The organism is Exiguobacterium abrahamii, assembly GCF_015645365.1.
In the GTDB taxonomy this organism is placed as follows: Bacteria; Bacillota; Bacilli; order Exiguobacteriales; family Exiguobacteriaceae; genus Exiguobacterium_A; species Exiguobacterium_A abrahamii.
The window spans coordinates 140,654-160,694 of sequence record NZ_JADOYC010000001.1 but is presented as its reverse complement, the minus strand read 5'-3'; the positions used below and the strand labels follow the sequence as shown (position 1 = coordinate 160,694).

The following is a 20,041-nucleotide window of genomic DNA, read 5'->3' as shown; positions in this document are numbered from 1 at the left end:
TTTTATTAATTATTTCCAGTGAATTTTTCCATCGTTACGGATGTATCACTAGATATGTCTTTGCTCAATAAAACTTTTTTTACTGTAAGCAGAAGTATTTTTATATCTAATAAAAAGGACTGGTTTTCTACATACCAAACATCAAGATCAAACTTCTCAGTCCACCCAATCGCATTTCTTCCATTAATTTGTGCCCAACCTGTAATACCTGGACGTACTTCATGCCGTTTTAATTGTTTAGTGTTATACAAAGGTAAGTATTCCATTAATAAGGGTCTTGGACCAACTAAACTTAAATCACCTTTAATTACATTTATAAGTTGAGGAAGCTCATCCAAACTTAGCTTTCGAATGATGATTCCAGATTTTTTTAATCTCAATTGATCTGGTAATAGCTCACCTTCGTCATTCGTTTCGTTTGTCATGGTTCTAAACTTGTAAACATAAATAGGTTTTGAAAATAAACCCGGTCTCTGTTGCTTAAAAATAATTGGATTACCTATAAACACACGAACAATCATTGCAGTTATCACAATTATTGGAGATAAGATAATCAATGCCAGTAAACTTACTACACAATCAAATAGTCGCTTCATTAAGCATTAATCTCCTCGACGTTATTTACGTATTCTTCGTTCGCCCATCCAATCAAGAAATTCTTTAAATCGTTACTATTAGTTCGTTCTTCAATTTCTTTTAACTTTTGAAATAAAATAGGATTATACGAAGATCGACCTACAAAAATACCAGGTGCTATTGATTTTGAATCAACTTCGCCTTCTTTCAACAATTCTTCGTACATTTTTTCTCCTGGTCGAATGCCTGTGAATGTGATCGGCATCTCCTCTTCCGTAAATCCACTTAACTTGATCATGTTTTTCGCCAAATCAACAATTTTTACTGGTTCTCCCATATCTAGAACAAACACTTCTCCACCGTCTGCTAAAATTCCAGCCTGAATTACAAGGCGACTAGCTTCTGGAATTGTCATAAAGAACCGTGTCATTTCTGGATGTGTTACTGTCAACGGTCCTCCCGTTGCAATCTGAGATTTAAACAATGGAATGACCGACCCACGACTTCCTAACACATTACCAAATCGAACAACTGCAAATTTTGTGCAACTCTTGTGTCCAAAGTCTTGAACAATCATCTCAGCAATACGCTTTGTCGATCCCATTACATTTGTCGGATTAACAGCTTTATCCGTTGAAATCATCACAAATCGTTCTACCTTATACATATCTGATACTTCAGCAACATTTTTTGTGCCATAAATATTATTTTTAACAGATTCATATGGATTAGCTTCCATTAATGGAACATGTTTATGTGCAGCAGCGTGGAACACAACATCTGGTCTATACAACCTAAAAATTTCTTTTAATCGATCGATATCTTGAACATCTGCAATAATAGGTATAAATTCTATGGAAGTTTTCAATAAATTCAATTCACGTTCGATCAAATAAATACTGTTTTCTCCGTGTCCTAATAACAGCAATCTATCAGGAGAAAACTGTACAATTTGTCTACATATTTCTGATCCTATTGAACCACCTGCACCTGTAACTAGTACAGTGCGCCCCTTAATTTCGTTATTAATTCCAGAGATATCAAGTTCCACTGCTTCTCGACCAAGTAAGTCTTCAATCGATACCTCTCGAATCGCGTTGACCGATACCTTTCCAGTCACTAGTTCTTCAATCATTGGAAGTGTTTGTACATTTTTGCATAAAGCTTTTGATTCGGTAATTAATTCAATACGTCTTTGCCGAGAGAGTGAAGGAATGGCTAATACAATTGCTTCAATTTTGTGTCTTTCAATTACATCTTTTAAATCAGCTGTTGTTCCAGACACTTCTAATCCTTGGATTAAAAAGTGTCTATTCTTAGGATCGTCGTCAACAAAGGCTACTGGTTTTAATTCATGGAAAGGAGAAGCATATAATTGACGGACGAGTGCTCTTCCAGCGCTTCCTGCACCAATGATTAGTGTCCTTTTTCTATTCTTTATCGATCGTCTCGAAGTCGAATACTTGCGCCAGTTTTGACCAATTCCTAACAAGCGTAGCCCTACTCGGATTGCTCCTAGTAACAACAAAGCAATACAAAAGCTTAATAGTACAATTCGCTCTAATACTTGTTCAAAGAATAGAACTTGATACACTATTAAGCCTAATGAACTAATTCCTAATGATAAAGATAATGTTATCGCTTCTTGAACGCTTGCATATTTCCAGTTCACACGATAAAGCTTCATTAAAAAGGCTACTGATATAAATAACAAAGCAAAAAATAGTGCAGATTGAATTAGCATACGACCGTCAATTAATAAAAATAATTCTTTTGGGTATAAGAAAAAATATGTAAAGCTCATTGCTGCAACTAATGCACAAGCGTCCATCCACGCGAGTAAAATAGTACGATAATAATAATACTTTTTCATAGCAACTTGACTCCTCTCAACTAATATTTAAAATACTATTTTCCAAACAGTAATCTTCCTTTCTGTCATCTAATAACCTAAACATAAATTCAGTAACTTCATCTGAAAGATTTTTATTTTGGAAATTTATATTTATAGTTCCATTCTTTATGTAAAATACAATAACATAGGACGCATGTCATTTTCCATAAAGTTTTCCATATTTTAATAATGTAAGCGTTAACATAGAAAAAAGAGAGTGCTATTTCACTCTCTTTCCCTTACCTTGACAAAAAATGTTATACCCATTGTCCTTTCCAATTCTTCTCGACAGGACTCGGGGGATTGATTGTCACGAGTTGGTTCAAGAGAACGGCTTCATTATTTTCATAAATCTCATCGATCAACCAATTTTCGAATGTTTTCTCAAGCATTCGTTCACATTGCTTCCAGTAGAACGGACGTTTCTCAAAGTGATGGGCATCACTTGCAATAAGATGGGCTAACCCATTTTCGAGTAAAGCAATCGCAAACCGCTGAACATCCTTCCCGTATTTACCGATTAAACTGGCACACGTCACCTGACTGATCGCACCGTTTGAAATCAATTCAAACAGTAACGATGGATTCTGAATGATTGCCTTGTTCTTTTCCGGATGGGCCACGATCGGAATATAGCCATCGGAAATCAATTCCGCAAAGACTTGGCGTGCATACGATGGAATTCCGCTTGATGGAAACTCAATCAAGATGTAACGTGACTCGTTAAGTGTCAGTGCTTGTCCTGCTTCTAATGCTTCCACCAACTCACCAATCAAGCGAATCTCATGTCCTGGATAGATAGTCAATGGAATATCACGTTGTTTCAACAAAACATTGAACTCGTTGACCGTCAGCTTTACATCGACATCTTCTGTCTCGAATTGCGGATGATAGAGGTGCGGTGTCGCGATGACTCGCGACACCCCTTCTGCGACAGCTTGCTCAGCCAACTGTAAGGCATGTTCGACACTAGCCGGACCGTCATCGACGAGCGGCAAGATATGACAATGGATATCAACCATGTGGATGTCCCTCACTCATAAGAATAGTAGTATTGATATGCTGAATCATCCGTCAGTTCACGACGGTTTAAGACGACGCCGAGTATTTTTGCTTCCGCCAGTTCAAGCTGTTCTTTCGCTTTCAAGACCCGTTGACGATCAGATGTCGTACAACCGACGACCAGGACAACACCGTCTGTTAGTTTCGAAGTAATGCGACTATCGGCGACTTGCAAAAGTGGTGGTGCGTCAAAAATGATAACGTCGAACTCTTCACGGAGTTGTGCAACAAGATGCTCCATCGCACGTGACGACAAAAGCTCCGCTGGGTTCGGCGGAATCGGACCCGCTGTCAAAATCGATAAGTTATCGACCTTTGTCGGTAAGATGGCTTTTTCTTTTTCCGCTTGACGTGTCAAGAGACTCGAAAGTCCAAGACCATTCGCTACACGGAACGTATAGTGGACCGTCGGACGACGCATATCGGTATCGATAATCAAAACTTTTTTCCCTTGTTGGGCGTAAGCGACAGCTAAGTTCGATGACGTCGTTGATTTTCCTTCACCCTGTGTTGCTGACGTAACGAGAATTGCTTGAATCTCACGATCAACGGCCATGAACTCGATATTCGTCCGGATCGTCCGGTACTGTTCAGCGACAGGTGACTTCGGTTGCGTGACCGTAATCAGCTTCCGTGCGTCTTTATTCATTTTACTCTTCTTAGCCATGTTGTTGGACCGCCTCTCGTTTTGCTGCTTTTGACGATGACTTGAATACTTTACTGTCGATATCCGGGATACTACCGAGCACCGGGAGATCAAGAATTTGTTGGACCTGATCCTCTGTTCGGATGCGACGATCGAGTACTTCACGTAAGAAAGCAAGACCGACACCGAGTAAGAATCCGACGACTGCTGCGATCGCTGTGTTTAAAATGATATTCGGACTAACAGGTGAAGTTGGGATGCCGGATGTCGACAAGACGGTAACGTTATCGACGCTCATTAATTTTTGCACATCTGAACTAAAGACTTCTGCGATCGAGTTTGCCAAGTTTGATGCAAGTGCCGCATCCGTACTTTGGACTGACACGTTAATGACCTGTGAGTTTTGTTCACTTTCGACTGTGACCATCTTGTTCAAAGCATCTACGTTTGTTGGTGCGTTCGGCACTTCCTTCTGAACCTGTTCTAAAATCGCTGGGCTTTTGATGATGACCCGGTATGTATTAACTAATGTGACAGACGACTGGACGGACTGTGCATCGATAACTTCGTTTTCTTGTTTCTTTGGTGTGACGAGAATTTGTGTTCCTGCTTGATACGTTGGTTTAATTAAAAAGCTACTGACGGCAAATGAGATGAGAGCGGCGACAATCGTCAACGCCAAGATGCGCCAGAACGATTTACGTAAAATCGAAAATAATTCCTGCAAGCTAATCGTTTCATTCATGGTCTAATTATTCTCCTTTATTTGTCTAATTCAGTGACTTCCTACATCAACTAGGACTCAGTATAACAAAATTTTGGGAAATGGTTGATGTTTTTTTAGGAAATGTCATACGTTTATTGAAAAACATTGCGTATAATAAAAGATGAATTGTTACTTTTTACATTCATTTCCGTATCTCGACATAGGAGGAATTTCTTTATGCATCGCTCGCTACAAGCGCTTCAATTTTATACGTCTCACTCAAAAGAGGATATTGCTCGACTTCATGAACGGGTTCGTTCGAGTCTTGCTTCAACTGAATCCTTGACGGATACGATGATCCGAATCACCGGGCAGCCCCCACTGATTCCTTATGACGAAGATACTGTGACGGTCGACGAATGGAATGCATTCCTCGCCGGAAAACATCATGAAACGTTAGCTGACTTTTATGGTACGTTGGTCGCACGCCCCATTCTCGATGAAGATGGTCCGCTTCCAGATAAGGAAAAAGAACCATTACCGACACTTTCACGTAGTCATCGCGAACCGGAACCAAAACGCCGAAAAAAAGTGAAAGAATTTAAGCATGCTGGAGCAAAACGACCATTACCTTGGGGTTGGATCGCTCTGTTGATTCTTTGCTTCTTACTTGGCGCCAGTGGAACCTATGTTTACTCGACTTACTTCGCAGGTTCTGCAGATACGACCCCAAAAGCCACTGTCGAAAAACCAGTCACGGTGGAGAAAACAAAGGAAAAGAAACCAAAAGCAGCAGAAGAGACTGCAGCTGTTGATGATGTATTGTATGTTAAAACACGCTCAAGCAATATCTATCGAGAAGAAGCGATGACGACATTACTTTATGAAGCAGACTTCGGAGACGGGTATCGCATCGTCAAGAAAACAGACGGCGTGACCGAAATTGAATTATCCGATGATTTAACAGGATTTATTAAAACGTCTGATACGACAAAACGACTCGAAGGTGAAGCGCTTGCTGACGAGACACTCTTGACGTGGGCGAATGATAACCTCGATACGAGTTTTGTGACCGGCACCCTCATTGACCTTATCGGCAAAAGTAGTGAAGAACTGAATAGTCTTTATGGACCAGCCGATCGGACTTTCAATGATGAATTGCATGACTACCTGTTTTACGGAAATCACTTTTTTGTCTTGAAGGACAACAAGGTCATCGCCATTGACTGGACGGAGACGACTATTACGAATGAGCAATTAGCCTCACTCTCCCCACTTCAACTAGAAACGGAATCGACAGGACTCGTCACGAGTAACTCGTATCGTCTCCAACGTTTTGCAAAAGACGGAACGATCAGTCGGATTCGTCTAGCGGAACAATCGTTTTAAACAAAAGCACCGACTCATAGTGGAGTCGGTGCTTTTTATCATTCCATATCGAGTGAATAGCGTAATGCCGTTTGTGTCTCTTTTAATGAATCTTCTGTCGGATGCCAGTAATAAATCCCGTCGCCTTCTTTTCCACCCGTTCCTTCAAGCTTGAGGTTCTTTTGATTACGGAAAGCATCCATGTAATCAAAGGCCAGTGTCCGCATTGGTTTGAACGAAACATTTGTCTGTGCATTTTTGCCAACGACGTCCATGATGGCGTTAAAGTTACTGACTGAAACGTCGGACGACAATTTGTTCGCGACTTGGGCAATGACTTCCCGTTGCCGCATTTGACGACCAAAGTCACCTCGTGGATCTTCATAACGCATCCGTGTGAACTTCAACGCAGATTTTCCGTCTAAGTTGACTTTACCGACTGGGAAATGTGTCCCACTGACGGTAAAGTCCAAATCATTATTGACCGTTACCCCACCGACCGCATCAACCAGAGACGTAAATCCTTCCATGTTGATTTCTGCATAGTAGTTGATCGGGATATCGAGGAATTTCTCGACTGTCTTGATTGCCATCTCTGGTCCACCGAATGAATAGGCGTGGTTAATCTTATCGTTTGTTCCTTTTCCGACGATATCAACCTTCGTGTCCCGGGGAATACTGATCAATCGGCTTTCGTTTCGTGTCGGGTTCAATGTCATGACCATGATCGAGTCACTACGTCCTCGCTCTCCTGGTCGTTGGTCGACACCAAGTAATAAAACCGAAACCGGCTTTTGCTCTTCGACGACTTTGTCTCCCGTATTCTTGACGGGTGACTGAATTTTTTTGACCGTCTGGTCGACTTGATAGTATGTATAGCCGATGAATCCGCCGACACCGACGACGAGGACAAGTGCAATCAATAGCATAATTTTAAGTGGCGTCCAACGTTTTTTTACCTTACGTCTTTTTTTAACTCGTTCCAACTGCGTCCATTCCCTTCTGTGTTTTGCTTCTCGTTAATATCGGTCGTGTATGACAAGACTTACAGTCCGAGTATAACGAAATTTAAGGGTGATTTGTCAAAAACGGGAAAAGATGAAAAAAAGAGTCTTCCAATTGGCAGACTCTTTTTTGCTTCACATCAATCTTGTAAGCTCTTACTGCGGCGCATCATAGCAACGATTCTGTTGCCGATACTTTCTCAAACAGAAAGACTTCATAGATTTTTTTCTTAAAGTTGTAATCCAGGCTGACAAGCATCCGTTTTTTTGGATCTGTCGTCTGGAAAACATATGTTTTCATCATGATCGGATCAGCGAGTCCCTGCTTGATTTCCACTTTTGAAGCGACCATTGAATAATCAAAGTTTGCCCAATCCATCCAGTCACCTAGCCCTTTACCAGTCAAAACGGCATCGAGTTGTTGTTCTGTCATGCCTTCCGACAGTTTCGCACCTTTTACTAGTTGCATTTTGCTTTCCCGGGCACCCAATTTTGTTTTAGCCGTTATGTTAATTACTTTTGAAGTCAGACGGTAAACCGAGTCCTTCGCTTTCGTCGTAAATGATAACGCCGTATAGGTTGGCGCTACTTTCACTTTCGTATCGTAAAAATTGTAAGTTGCGAACTTCTGACCGTCTTCTTTATCCGCAAACTCTGGCTTTTTCTTTAAAATTGTTGATCCATCTTTTTTCGTTAGCTGCGTTTTATAGCTTTTACCGTAGAGGACTTTTGCAACCTGCTCCATCGTCATACCGGTTTTGAGTGCCTCAAATTGGTTCGTTGCCGTGATTTCGACTTTCGTCGCTGCAGAAGCCGTACCACTAAAAAGTGTTGATCCTGCGATGACCGTCGCTACAGCAATCTTTGTGAATGTTGTTTTCATCTGTAAATCCCCCTTTTAGAATGTCGCTGTCTCGTGATCCACAACGACGTACGTTTTCTTTTTTGCATCATAGGCCAAATCAACATAAATCCGTGATTTCGTTGATTTTTGGAAAACATAAAGCTTTCCTTTATGCGTCTCGATCTTATACTCTTTGATTTCCTTTGTACTGAAGACGCTCCGCGCATCTCCCTCACTTAGTCCAGCCCATTCACCAAGACCAGACCCCGAAAGCACACCATCGAGTTGTTTCTCCGTCATTCCCGTCTTGATTTTAGCGCCCGCTCTTAATTTCCGTGTACTCTCGCGGTATTCAGAATATGTATTCCGTCCCATTTCGACTTGTTTCGAAATAAGACGATACACGGAATCGTTCTTTTTCGTCATGAAACCGAACGACATCAAAGTCGGAGGAATCTTTGCCTTCCGATCATAGATTTCGTAATAAATTTCTTTACGCTTATCTTCAACGTCCTTAAACTCTTCTTTCGTCTTCAATACTTGTGAACCGCTTTTCGTCGTTAATTGTTTTTTGTAGTCTTTGCCGTATAAGACTTTTGCGACTTGCTCCATCGTCATACCCGCTTTGAGTGCTGTGTATTGATTTGTCGCTGTTGTCTCGACTTTCGTCGCCGCCGATGCCGTTCCACTAAAGAGTGTTGATCCCGCGATGATTGTCGCCACTGTGATTTTCATGAATGTCGTGTTCATACTCTACTCTCCTTTTTAATACTGACTATGATCTTCGACACGATACGCTTTCTTTTTCGTATCATAGATGAAAAAGATGTATTGCCATTTGTTTGTTGCTGTCGGAAAAACGTATGATTTCGTATGAATGATCGTCACTTTCCCTGCTTTGACTTCTTTTTTTCGAAGAACGGATGTCGTATCGACTTGACCGAGTGTCCCGAATTCCCCGAGCCCTTTCCCCGTCAGTAATCGATCGACTTGTTGCTCCGTCATCCCGTTCTTGATTTTCGCACTCTTAATCAGTTTGCGATCACTCGTCCGGAATCCGGCTGCCGAGTCACGCTTGAACTCCATTTGTTTCATCGTCAGCCGATACTTCGTTCCACCTGTCTCCGTCATGAACATCAGGACACCGATCGCTGACGGGAATTCTACTTTTCGATTCACGAGATCATAAAGTAGGACGTTCCGATCCCATTCCTCCATCTCGATTTCTGTGTTCAATCGTAAAACTTGTGAACCGTTTTTCATCTTCAGTTGCTTCTTATATGTCTTTCCATAGAGGACTTTGGCGACTTGTTCCACCGTCATCCCATGCTTTAAAGCACGATATTGTTTCGTGGCGATCGTCTCAGCCTTCGTTGCAGCACCCGCCGTTATTGGATGTAAAGAAACTATTGCGACAAGTACCATGAGAAGCCATCGTTTTACGTTCCACTTATGCATCCATTTCACTCACTTTCTGTTGCACGTGCTTTACTTTTTTGTCTTAATCGTCCGAATATTACTGACCTGATAGGTTCTTTTTTGTTCGTTATACGTCAGTTCGACATGTTTCCATTTGTCTGTCGTCGATTTAAAGATGTATTCCTTGATCCGAGACACTTCAGCAAATCCTCGTTTTTGTTCGTCCAGCGTATAAGCAGACGCTGTATCCATATGACCGAGCATCGTCCAGTTGCCAAGACCCTTCCCCGTCAATTTCGCATCGAGCTCTTTTTCCGTCATCCCGTTCTGAAGCGCGGCACCTTTGACGAGCGATCGTGTACTTTCGCGATACCCTGTCTTCGTCTTCCGTTCGATAAACAAGCCTTTCGTCACCAAGCGGTACTTCGTACTCTTCTGTTTCGTCATGAATTGTAAGACTAGTTCAGTCGGAGAATGTTTTGTTGCCGAATCGGAGAGGACGTGGATTAATTGCTTATGTCCGTCTTCGTCCCCTTCGAAGTTGATTGAAAGTTTCAAGACAGTCGATCCGTTTCTTTTCTTCAGGTGTTTCTGATACGACTTGCCATACAACACTTGAGCGACTTGTTGCATCGTCATTCCATTTTTCAAGCCCTTGTACTGTGTCGTCGCAAGCGTTTCTGCTTTTGTTGCTGCAGATACTGTTCCTGGAACAAACAGACCAAACAACAGTACTAAACAGAGTGACCATATCATGATGCGTTTCATACCTGTTTCCTACTCTCCTCGATGACTCCATGAATCATCTTTATTCATTTTTCGTATTTCAATGAAATCCCGATTTCTGTATCCACATCATATCGCTTTTTCTGCTTGTTATAGGACAAGGTGACGACCTGCATCTTTTTCGAATGCGACCGGTGGAATTGATAGATTTTGTAGCGTCCCGTTTTCATCGGACTTTTTTTGATGACGGACGAAACGTTCCAACTCCAATACATTGACACCTGTCCGAGCTTTTTGCCGGACACCAGTTGGTCGAGTTGTTTCTCCGTCATCCCGTGGCGTAATGACGCCGGCTTCATGAGTGTCCGGCTATTTTCATACAACCCATTTTCTGTATCGGCTTGGTAGTACAGCGCTTTTTGTGTCAGATAATATGTCTTCTGGTGCTGTTTCGTACTAAATTCAAGAAGCGTTGTCGTTGGAAGGTTTTTGGAGGGGCGATCCAGTACGTATCCGAGGGACCGATACCCTTGTTCGTTATCGGTCGTTCCCGGTTTTTTCGTAAAGACGACTCTACCATTTTGTGTCTTGATGTATTTTCGATACTCTTTTCCGTATATTGTCTTCGCGATTTCCGTCAGCGTCATACCGAACTTGAGTGCTTTGTACGCTTGTTTGATCTGCAGTGCTTCCTTTGATGCTGCTTGTCCTTCGAGTGTCCCGCTTATACAGAGAACACCAATGAGGAAGACACATAGGATACGTTTCATCGTTCTACCTACTTTCCTTATTTCACGAGCTGAACGGCACGATCAGCATTCAAGCGACCGTATCCGTACGTCGTGTCACGACCTTTTTTGCCGAGGTCCTTTGCTGACTTGCGGAGGATCGATTCGACGTCCGTCACTTTGATACTTGGCTTTAAGCTATAGAGGACACTCGCGACGCCAGCGACATGCGGTGTCGCCATCGATGTACCACTCCAAAAGATCGATTCGCCATCTTGCAGGTAACTCGCGATGTCTTGTCCCGGTGCAACGAGATCCAGTCCTTCGCCGTAGTTCGAGAACGACGCTCGTTTATCGAATCGGTTCGTCGCCCCGACCGAGAACGCATATTTCGAGCGTGCCGGATAGGACAGTTTCGATGCGCCTTCGTTACCAGTTGCTGCTGCAACGAAGATTCCTTTCTTGCGTGCTTCCGCTAGCGCATCTTCAATCGCTAAGGAAACACCGCCACCACCAAGACTCAAGTTGATGACTTTTGCCTTTTGTTTCACGGCGAACAGAATGCCTTTAGCGATATTCGAGTTCGACGCATAGTTATTGCGCGAGATGACCTTGATTGGAATGATGCTTGCTCGATCGTTGATCCCCGTCATCCCGTACCCATTGTTTGATGTTGCAGCGATCACACCGGCGACATGTGTTCCGTGTCCGTGATCGTCATAAGCAAGTTGACGTTTATGAACAAAATCATATCCGAGATCCATCCGGACGCGTCCGGCGAAATCCGCATAGGTCGGATTGATCCCCGTATCGACGACTGCCACACGAACGGTCGAACGTGACTTGTTGGCAATCCGTTTGACCATCGCGTGATAACCGATGTCCGCTCCCTTGACGCCTCCGCGTTGTCCCGTGTTTTTTAATGCCCACTGGACGGACTGGAATGGATCGGTGCTGAGTAACTTCATCGGTTGATCGAGTTCGACGTACCGGACGCCCTTCGTTTTTTCGAGTTGCCGTTTAGCTGCCATCGCTTGGATGAAGCTGTTGTAGGAGAACTTTTCAAGACGTAACGTACTGTCGATTGTTTCGCGATCAGTGGCCCGTGACGTCTGTGACAACGTACTCGCTTTCGTCGCCCCGTTCAGACGAACGACGAGACTCGTCGCTTGTCCGGTTGTCGTTGATTTTGTCGCGTATTCGCGAATGGGTTCAAGGCGTTCGAGTTTATAGGGAATCGTAAATGCTTTATTCTTCGTTCCCGTTACTTCGATGTATTGTCGCCCACTCCATGTCAGTGGAAAAAAGAGTGTCTTTTTACTATTCGCATACCGCGCATATGGATCTTTTTGTTTGTATTCCGTCTGCGACGTATAAACGGTCGCTTTTTTGGAAGCGTCAAAGGCGAACTTCAAGTGTGTTCCACCTGACAGATACGTCTTCGTATCAAAATAGAATAAGGCTTTCCCGCTCGCATCGAACGTTCCCTTAATGTAGCCTTTTTTCGTTTCGGCTTCGATGGTCGGCACTTTTTTCGCCGTTGTCGCAGCTTCTGTCGTATCCCATGTATATGTACCAAATGCACTCACGAGGAGAGCACTGACGATGACCTTTTTCATTTGGTTTCACTCCTTTTCGTTGTATCCTTTTTCATTATAATGGAAAAAATTGATTTTCCTAGTTCTTTTTACCTCTATCAATCAATGAATTGACTGAAAAAAAGAAGCCCTGTTCGCACAGGACTTCTTGACTGCATTAAGGGATTAGTTTGACGGCGTTATCGGCATTCAAACGACCGGCACCATAACTCGTATCATAGCCTTTTTTACCGAGATCCTTCGCTGATTTCTTGAGGATGCTTTCCACACTGCTCGCCTTCAAGGACGGCTTCAGACTAATCAAGAGACTCGCGACACCTGCGACGTGTGGTGTCGCCATCGAAGTACCACTTCCATATAACAGCTCCCCATCTGCGAGGTAGCTTGGGATCGAGACGCCTGGAGCGACGAGGTCCAGTCCCGTCCCGTAATTCGAGAACGACGCTTTCGTATCTTTTCGTCCGGTTGCACCAACCGACAAGACATATTTCGAACGGGCCGGGTATGCAATCGTTCCGCGTCCTTCGTTCCCGGAAGCAGCGACGATCAGGATGTTCTTCTTGACCGCCGCGGCTAATGCCGACTCGATCGATTTCGAAGAAGAACTACCGCCGAGACTCATATTGATGACTCGGGCACCTTGTTTTGTCGCATGCTGGATGCCTTTGACGAGTCCCGAGACTGAACCAGCCCCTGACTCATCAAGCACCTTGATCGGAATCAACGTCGTCATCGGATTGATACCGGTCATCCCGTACGTATTATTTCCACCTGCAGCAATGATCCCGGCGACGTGTGAACCGTGTCCGTTATCATCCCACGCTGTCTTATCGCCATTGATGAAATCATAGCCGAGATCCATCCGGACTTTACCTGCGAAGTCCGCATACGTCGGATTAATGCCGGAGTCGAGGACTGCGACTTTCGTTGCAGACAGCTTCTTGCCTTTGATGCGTTTTTGCATGGCGACGAAGCCGATGTCTGCTCCCTTCAGTCCCTTCTTTTGTCCCGTGTTCTGCAAGGACCATTGATGTTTTTGATAGGCGTCGACACCGAAGGCTTGGATCGGTGCGTCAAACTCTGCGAACGCAACACTATTCGATCGCTCGAACTTTTTCTTCGCTGCTTCAGCGTCAGCATAGGATTCATAGACGAGTCGTTCGATGCGGAGCTCGGACGCTAGTGATTCGACTTTGGAGGCACCGAACGACTGCGCCCGCATTGCACCAGGACGTGTCTGCACGAGTAACGCCGGTTTGACTGCTTTGACGGCAGCTGTCATTGATTCCTCAATCGGTTCATAACGCGAGATGTAGGCGGGAACAGAATAACGATCGCCCGGATAGCCTTCGAGAACTAAGTACTGCCGTCCGCTCCAACTGAGTGGGAAGTAGAGTGTATCATCCGTGACTTGATAGTAGCGGTTGTAGACGCGACCTGCTTCCGCGTCAGCTTTACTGGCGAACATCGTTCCGTACGTATCGTAGTCGAGCTCAAACTCAAAGTGCGTTCCTTTTGCGACGAAATCCTTCGCATCAAAATACCAGACGGCAAATCCATCCGAGTCAAAGCGACCTGTCAAGGCACTGCCGGCTTGTTTCGAAAACGCTGGAACTTCCTTTGCTTTCATTAGTGTTGCCGGACGAATCGTTTCTTGCTTTTCAAACGCATTGACCGGTACCGTACTACAGATCAAACCAAGCGCTAAGCTCCCTGCTATCCATGTTCGCATCATTGTTCCTCCCTCTAGGTCTTTCTTACTAATACCCGGATTATATGGAATTATGTGGGATATAGAGAAACATTGATGTGAATCAAAAAAACCTCTCCCTACCAAAGTAGGAAGAGGCTTTAGCGTATCTTATAGTCCGAGAAGAACTGCTTTCTCATAACCACCAGTCAAGACAGAGTTGTCATACGACTGAAGCTCTTTGTTGACCGTGATGACGTTCGACAATGTTTTGAGTGTTCCTTCTGGAACTTTGATCTTAACGATGTCGAGACCGTTCATGATATCATCATCCGAGTCTGCAAGCGAGATGCTTGTGCCGACTGGAAGATTTTTTCCGTTCAACGTGTACTGAGCAGTGTTCGTTGCATCGTACATTCCAGTGTATTGAACACCTTCTGTGAACTTGATACGGATGACGTCTTTTTCATCTTTTGCGTTTGCAGTGACTTTATCGATTTTGAATGGCGAAGCCACTGGTGTGACTGGCGTTTTCGAAACTTTAAAGTCGTGTGTCGCTGTAGCGACAGTGTTACCGACATCGTCAGAGAGTGACTTGACGACGACTTTCCACTCTTCTCCGTAACCGTCTTTGTCGACGAGATACTGAAGGCTTTCGTTCGCTTTAACGCGGAAGTTCATATCTGAGCTATCCGTGTATTCAACGACTGATCCATCGATTGTAACGGTTTTACCGTTTTTGTCTTTACCGATGAACTCAACTGTTGTTTTCGGTGGAAGTACTGTACCTTCTGCGTTGATGAGTGGCGTATCTGCCTCATCCATACCACGGAGTTTAACCGGCTCACTCATCATGACTGTGAAGTCATTCGTCATGAGGTAACGGTCAATCGTCGTGATTTCCGCACTCTTCAGATCTGGAGAGTTGAGCGGTGAACCAGCATAGTTGAGGTCAAGCGACAACGCGTCGTTTTTCTCGCCGTTTGCTTCTGCTTTGACAGAATCTTTTGCGAGCGAAAGTTTGAACTTATCGTTGTAGTAGTTCTCTTTCGTGTTGACTGTGTCGTAGATTGCTGTCCAGTCTTGGTTGAGTTCGAGGAGAACTTCACCTGTCTCTTCATCGTAGTACGTGACATCAGCATACTGGCTGAAGTCTTCGTACAACTTCGTGTTCGAGTTGTAACGCTCGAGTTTCAGCTTTTTCGAAGCAAGCAATGCTTTGACTGCATCGAGGTCGAGACCTTTGAGCTGTTTGCTGAACATGATACGGAATTGTTCTGGTGACTCAACAACGACGCCTGCAGTTGGCTTGACTGTATCAGCAGCAACTGTGAAGTCGAGGTTTTGTGTCGTTCCGATGTTCGACTCATCCGAAAGGGCTGCGAAGTCCATCGCATTCCAGATTTGGAGTGAGTGTTTACCAGGTGTGAAGTAGCCTTTCTTCGGTCCTGGGTAAGCTTCTTCTGCTTTTGCACCCATCATCATCTGCTCATCGTTCAACGCAATGATGACTGTATCACGACGATCGACACCTGTTTTGTTATCAAATCCGAGGTATTCGACTTTGAAGTACTTCTCGCCGTATTGACCATCGATTTTGAACTTCGCATCTGCGATTGCTTCAGAGAATTTCACTTCAAGTTGGTTCAGACCAACTGGTTTGACCGAAGTGACTTCCGGCTGACGAGCATCTGTCAACTTGAAGCTTGCTTTTGACTTCACTTCTGTATCCGTGCTGCTTGTGATTTTCGCAAGCACTTTAACAGTTGCGTTGTCTTGGAGTGGTGTTTCTTTATCAAGGATCAATTCGAATGCTTTTGGATTCGAAGGAATCGATTTGATACCGATGACGCGTTTCGAACCATCGAATTGCTCGATTTGGATGTTGTCGTTTGCGAGGTATTCGCTCTCGTCAACCGTCGGTAATTTCTTATCGAGACCGAACGATTTCAAGAGAAGATCACGCGAGACAGCTTTATCGAGGAAGATCGTCACACGATCCGCTTGGTTCGATTCCGCTGCAAGTACGTTGATCAATTCAACTGGTGCTGGCGTAACCATGACCGTGCTGAACTTGACTTTCGCTTGTCCATCGATTTTACCGATCAAGTCTTTGTACTCACCGTTGACTGTCTCGATGATTTGCGCGTCGATTGTTGCTTCGATGTCTGTGTTGCTGAACTCAGACGTCAAGAGAACCGTCGCTTTACCATCTTGGATCGTGACGCGTTCTTTCGCGAGTGATCCGAATGATGTCGATAATTTCAAGACGATATCGTCTGCTTTCGTATCGACTTCACCTGTTGCTTTGTTTTTCAACTGGAATGTGACTTCCGTGTTGTCTGATCCGTTTGCAAGGATCGAAGACGCTTTTGGTGTCACTTCAAGCATCCAGATGTTTTCGACGCTTTGCGTCATGAAGCTGAGTGAACCGAGGTCTTTCGCAACGCCACCGATTAAGATGCCTTTTGCGTCAACTGAGTAGTCCATACCGTACTCAAGTCCTTCGACTTCAAGAACTGCTGACTTCTTGTCTGCGCTGAGTGTCGCTGACTTGACTGTCGCACCTGCGATTTTGAAGTTGTCTGCTGAGACAGAGTCAACTGCACGCGAGAATGAGACTTCAACTTTCTCTTTGCCGATTGCTTTTGCTGAAGCGAGAACCGTATTGGCAATCGTGAAGTCCATCGGAGCTGATTTGACATCGCCGACTTTGACGACGTAGCTGTGTGTTCCTTCTGGAATGCCACCTTGTGATGCCATGAACTTCCCTTTCGAGAGCGTTCCTTTTGCAACGATTGGAGTTGCTGACATGTCTTTGCCTGGGTAGATCAAGAGTTCTGCCATTGCGCCCACTGCTGGGTACATGACGTCCGCTTTGACTGAAAGCATCTGATCATCGACGCTTCCCATGACGTTCGAGATGTCCGCTGCTTTGACTTCGTAGTTGATGTACCCTTTAACGACAGAGTTCGCACCCTTATACGAATACGCCAGTTTATATTTGCCTGCTTTTGAAGTCGATGGTGTTTTGAGGTTGAACTTGCTGATTGGACGCTTCACGATGATCCCTGATTTGTACCGGATGCTGATCGTGCTTGGCAATTGAACTTTTTCGCCAACAGCGACCGGCTCGAGGACTGGTTCGAGGACATCAACTGGGTAGTTTTGAAGTTCGACCTTGAGGATTGCTTTCTTCGTCGTACCTGCTACCTTACCGTAAAGGACTTGGTATTTGTTGATGTATTTCTTTTCGAATTTGACAGAACCGCTCCATTTGACTGAGCGCATTTCGTACTTTCCGTTTGAGAGTTTGACTTTGACTTTCGTCGGAAGCGTCAATTTCTTGACTGCATATTTCGAACCACCAGCGTGTTTCATCAAGATTGGAGAGATGTATTTAACCGAGACCTTCGATGCTGCATCAGCAGCAACCGGTGCTACGACAGACGCCGTGACTGCGAGCGCAGCTGCAGCAGCGTACAATTTGTTCGTTTTCTTCGAATAACCCATGTTTACTATTCCTCCTCTTTTCTAACAAATCAAAAGCGCAAATCCCAATTTTAAATCTACAATATAAGTAAAATATAGAAATATTTTACTTTAAAGCAGTTAAAAAATTCTTTAGTCGTCTTAGGAGGAGTACGTTCTGTTTCACGTGCGACTTTTCGTCTATCATCAAGACGATCCATTCGTGAGCCATTATGTATCCGATTGGGATGAACTAAAGAAACTGCCAAAATCGCTTCAAGAAGCCATTTCTGATTGTAGATTCGTGCGCTCCACCGTTTCGTTTTTGAGAATCGGTAAGAACGCTACAGGTCAAATATACAAAACTGGGAAGGACGCCACAATAGATTTTTTGTAAAAAATAGGTGAATAGTAGTAAATCTAAATATATTTACATAGGCTGTGCATGGAAATTAATTTTTGGATTTACCCTTTCTAAGAAAACGCTTACATTTCACTAAGTTTTTGTCTCGTTTTCATTTTACTAAAATAAAGTTTCGATTTTATGAGATGAAATGATCTGCTTTTTCGATTGCTCGAAGAAATGATTCCCGATGCAGGCGATGGACATCATCAGCCCACATTTCGATCTTCGTTCCGCGTCGCTTTAATTCAATCGGTAATCCGCGACCAATCCAATCGAGCTGTCGTTGCAAAACATGACGTTTTCGTCCTTCCTGTCGTTCCGCCTCCGTGAACTGACGCAGGTACTGCAAGACATAACCGAATCCGAACTCGATCGGAATCCTCAGTTCCGCTCCTTTATCACGGATTCGGATGATCCCGGCCCCATAATGAATGGCTCGAAACAATTCCTCATTGATGCGCTGATACCATGTTCCTTGAGTCAGACAGTGTGGCTCTAGTGCGCCTTTTTTTCCACTCGGTAAAACTGCGAAATAATCAATGACCATGTATCTGCTCCTTTTCATCAAAAATAGGTGAGTCCGCAAAGGGCTCACCTATCATGACAGGTCAAACGGTTCGATTGTTCGAAAATGATTTAGCCGGTCTTCCAATACTTTCGTATTGAACATCTCCCGGTTGTTCCGTGAATGACCAACAGTTACGTCCATCAACGACACGTGGTTGACGCATCTGACGAACGAATTGCTCTGGTTTAATATTACGGAGCTCTTCCCATTCCGTCATAATAACTGCAACATCTGCATCCTTCAATGCTTCTTCTACCGTTTGTTTTTGATCGAGTAACGTCCGGGCAACTGGATCATATCCGGTTACGCTGACACCAAGTTGCTCCAGACGTGTTGCGAGGCGGAGTGCTGGCGCGTCTCGTAAATCATCCGTTCCTGGCTTAAAGGCTAGACCGAGTAGCGCCACGCGCATTCCCATCCGCGGTTGGATTTTTTGTAAGACATAATCCAGCTGGGCTTCATTCGTTTTATCTGCTGCTTCAATGACATGAAGTTGTTGCTCATGCTCACGGGCAAGCGTCGTAAGCGCTGCGATATCTTTCGGGAAACAAGACCCCCCGTATCCGGCTCCAGCTCGTAAAAACGAGGAACCGATCCGTGGATCAAGACCGATTCCTTTTGCGACGTCCGATACATCAGCCCCAACAGCATCCGCTAGTCGCGCGATCTCATTGATAAAACTGATTTTCACTGCCAGAAAACTATTCGCTGCATATTTCGTTAACTCAGCCGTCGTCGGGTCGACTTCAACAAGAGGTGCTGTCGTCGCAAATAATGTTGCAAGTTCTTTTGACAACTCATCATCATTCGTTCCAATGACGACCCGATGAGGATTCCGCATATCAGCGAGAGCCGTACCCTCCCGTAAAAACTCAGGGACCATCGCAAAGCGTAGTCCCGGATACTGTTCAGCAAGTTGCATCGTCGTACCAGGTGGAACTGTTGATTTAATGATGACTGCTGCAGTTGGTGCGATTCTCTCAATATGGGCTACGACGGCTTCTACTGCCGATAAGTCACAGCTCCCGTCCACCTTTTCCGGTGTTCCGACAGCGACAAGATATGCCTTTGCGACTGGGTACTCCGTCGTGAACGTCATTCGTTGTTGATTCGCGACTAGCGCTTCTTCGATGCCCTCTTCTTTAATCGGCGGGATACCTCGTGTCAGTTGCGCCATTCGTTCTGCATTCAAGTCAACGCACGTTACGTCGTGTCCGTTTTCCGCTAGTCCAATTGCGGTCACAAGACCAACATATCCTGTTCCAATCACTGTCAGTTGCATTTCATCACGTCCTTCGATAGTTTCTCTGTCTCCACTATACGGGAGAGCAGAAG

At 44.4% G+C, this 20,041-nt stretch carries 17 protein-coding genes; 1 reads left to right on the top strand and 16 read right to left on the bottom strand.

Annotated features, from left to right (window positions below; genetic code table 11):
* Positions 1-5 precede the first annotated feature (5 nt).
* The 5 genes from ITJ88_RS00820 to ITJ88_RS00800 all read right to left on the bottom strand — a co-directional run bounded on the left by ITJ88_RS00820 (position 6) and on the right by ITJ88_RS00800 (position 4,923).
* Positions 6-596 carry a sugar transferase gene (locus tag ITJ88_RS00820; protein WP_195864392.1) on the bottom strand — a complete coding sequence of 197 codons (591 nt, stop codon included), beginning with the start codon at positions 594-596 and terminating at the stop codon, positions 6-8.
* Positions 596-2,449: a nucleoside-diphosphate sugar epimerase/dehydratase gene (locus ITJ88_RS00815; RefSeq protein ID WP_195864391.1), complete on the bottom strand. Its 1,854-nt coding sequence runs from the start codon at positions 2,447-2,449 to the stop codon at positions 596-598. Before ITJ88_RS00815 ends, ITJ88_RS00820 begins: the two co-directional genes overlap by 1 nt.
* Before the next feature lie 278 nt (positions 2,450-2,727).
* Positions 2,728-3,492: a tyrosine-protein phosphatase gene (locus ITJ88_RS00810; protein WP_195864390.1), complete on the bottom strand. Its 765-nt coding sequence runs from the start codon at positions 3,490-3,492 to the stop codon at positions 2,728-2,730.
* 11 nt (positions 3,493-3,503) lie between these two features.
* Entirely contained in the window at positions 3,504-4,199 is a 696-nt protein-coding gene (locus ITJ88_RS00805) for a CpsD/CapB family tyrosine-protein kinase (protein WP_195864389.1), read from the bottom strand.
* Positions 4,192-4,923: a YveK family protein gene (locus ITJ88_RS00800; RefSeq protein WP_195864388.1), complete on the bottom strand. Its 732-nt coding sequence runs from the start codon at positions 4,921-4,923 to the stop codon at positions 4,192-4,194. The genes ITJ88_RS00805 and ITJ88_RS00800 overlap by 8 nt, the downstream gene beginning before the upstream one ends.
* Positions 4,924-5,121: 198 nt before the next feature.
* Between ITJ88_RS00800 and ITJ88_RS00795 the strand changes: the two genes are divergently transcribed.
* Positions 5,122-6,273, top strand: coding sequence for a hypothetical protein (locus ITJ88_RS00795; protein WP_195864387.1), 1,152 nt, complete (start codon positions 5,122-5,124; stop codon positions 6,271-6,273).
* Between the two features lie 38 nt (positions 6,274-6,311).
* Here the strand turns inward: ITJ88_RS00795 and ITJ88_RS00790 are convergent, their stop codons facing one another.
* The 11 genes from ITJ88_RS00790 to ITJ88_RS00740 form a co-directional block, all read right to left on the bottom strand.
* A complete protein-coding gene (locus ITJ88_RS00790) occupies positions 6,312-7,181 on the bottom strand; it encodes an LCP family glycopolymer transferase (protein WP_230088488.1) in 870 nt (289 codons plus the stop codon).
* Positions 7,182-7,425: 244 nt separating this feature from the next.
* Positions 7,426-8,139 carry a hypothetical protein gene (locus tag ITJ88_RS00785; RefSeq protein WP_195864385.1) on the bottom strand — a complete coding sequence of 238 codons (714 nt, stop codon included), beginning with the start codon at positions 8,137-8,139 and terminating at the stop codon, positions 7,426-7,428.
* Positions 8,140-8,154: 15 nt separating this feature from the next.
* Positions 8,155-8,850, bottom strand: a complete 696-nt coding sequence (locus tag ITJ88_RS00780) for a hypothetical protein (protein WP_195864384.1) — start codon at positions 8,848-8,850, stop codon at positions 8,155-8,157.
* 15 nt (positions 8,851-8,865) lie between these two features.
* On the bottom strand, positions 8,866-9,525 hold the full coding sequence (locus ITJ88_RS00775) for a hypothetical protein (protein WP_195864383.1): 660 nt from the start codon (positions 9,523-9,525) through the stop codon (positions 8,866-8,868).
* A 63-nt stretch (positions 9,526-9,588) separates the two neighbouring features.
* Entirely contained in the window at positions 9,589-10,287 is a 699-nt protein-coding gene (locus ITJ88_RS00770) for a hypothetical protein (RefSeq protein ID WP_195864382.1), read from the bottom strand.
* A gap of 44 nt (positions 10,288-10,331) precedes the next feature.
* Positions 10,332-11,015 (bottom strand): hypothetical protein, encoded by a 684-nt coding sequence (locus ITJ88_RS00765; protein WP_195864381.1) that lies wholly within the window; start codon positions 11,013-11,015, stop codon positions 10,332-10,334.
* A 17-nt stretch (positions 11,016-11,032) separates the two neighbouring features.
* Positions 11,033-12,592, bottom strand: coding sequence for a S8 family peptidase (locus ITJ88_RS00760; protein WP_195864380.1), 1,560 nt, complete (start codon positions 12,590-12,592; stop codon positions 11,033-11,035).
* Between the two features lie 136 nt (positions 12,593-12,728).
* Positions 12,729-14,303, bottom strand: coding sequence for a S8 family peptidase (locus tag ITJ88_RS00755; RefSeq protein WP_195864379.1), 1,575 nt, complete (start codon positions 14,301-14,303; stop codon positions 12,729-12,731).
* Positions 14,304-14,432: 129 nt separating this feature from the next.
* Positions 14,433-17,774 (bottom strand): hypothetical protein, encoded by a 3,342-nt coding sequence (locus ITJ88_RS00750; protein WP_195864378.1) that lies wholly within the window; start codon positions 17,772-17,774, stop codon positions 14,433-14,435.
* A gap of 500 nt (positions 17,775-18,274) precedes the next feature.
* Positions 18,275-18,685 carry a hypothetical protein gene (locus tag ITJ88_RS00745; RefSeq protein WP_195864377.1) on the bottom strand — a complete coding sequence of 137 codons (411 nt, stop codon included), beginning with the start codon at positions 18,683-18,685 and terminating at the stop codon, positions 18,275-18,277.
* 61 nt (positions 18,686-18,746) lie between these two features.
* Positions 18,747-19,988, bottom strand: coding sequence for a UDP-glucose dehydrogenase family protein (locus ITJ88_RS00740; protein ID WP_195864376.1), 1,242 nt, complete (start codon positions 19,986-19,988; stop codon positions 18,747-18,749).
* Positions 19,989-20,041 lie beyond the last annotated feature (53 nt).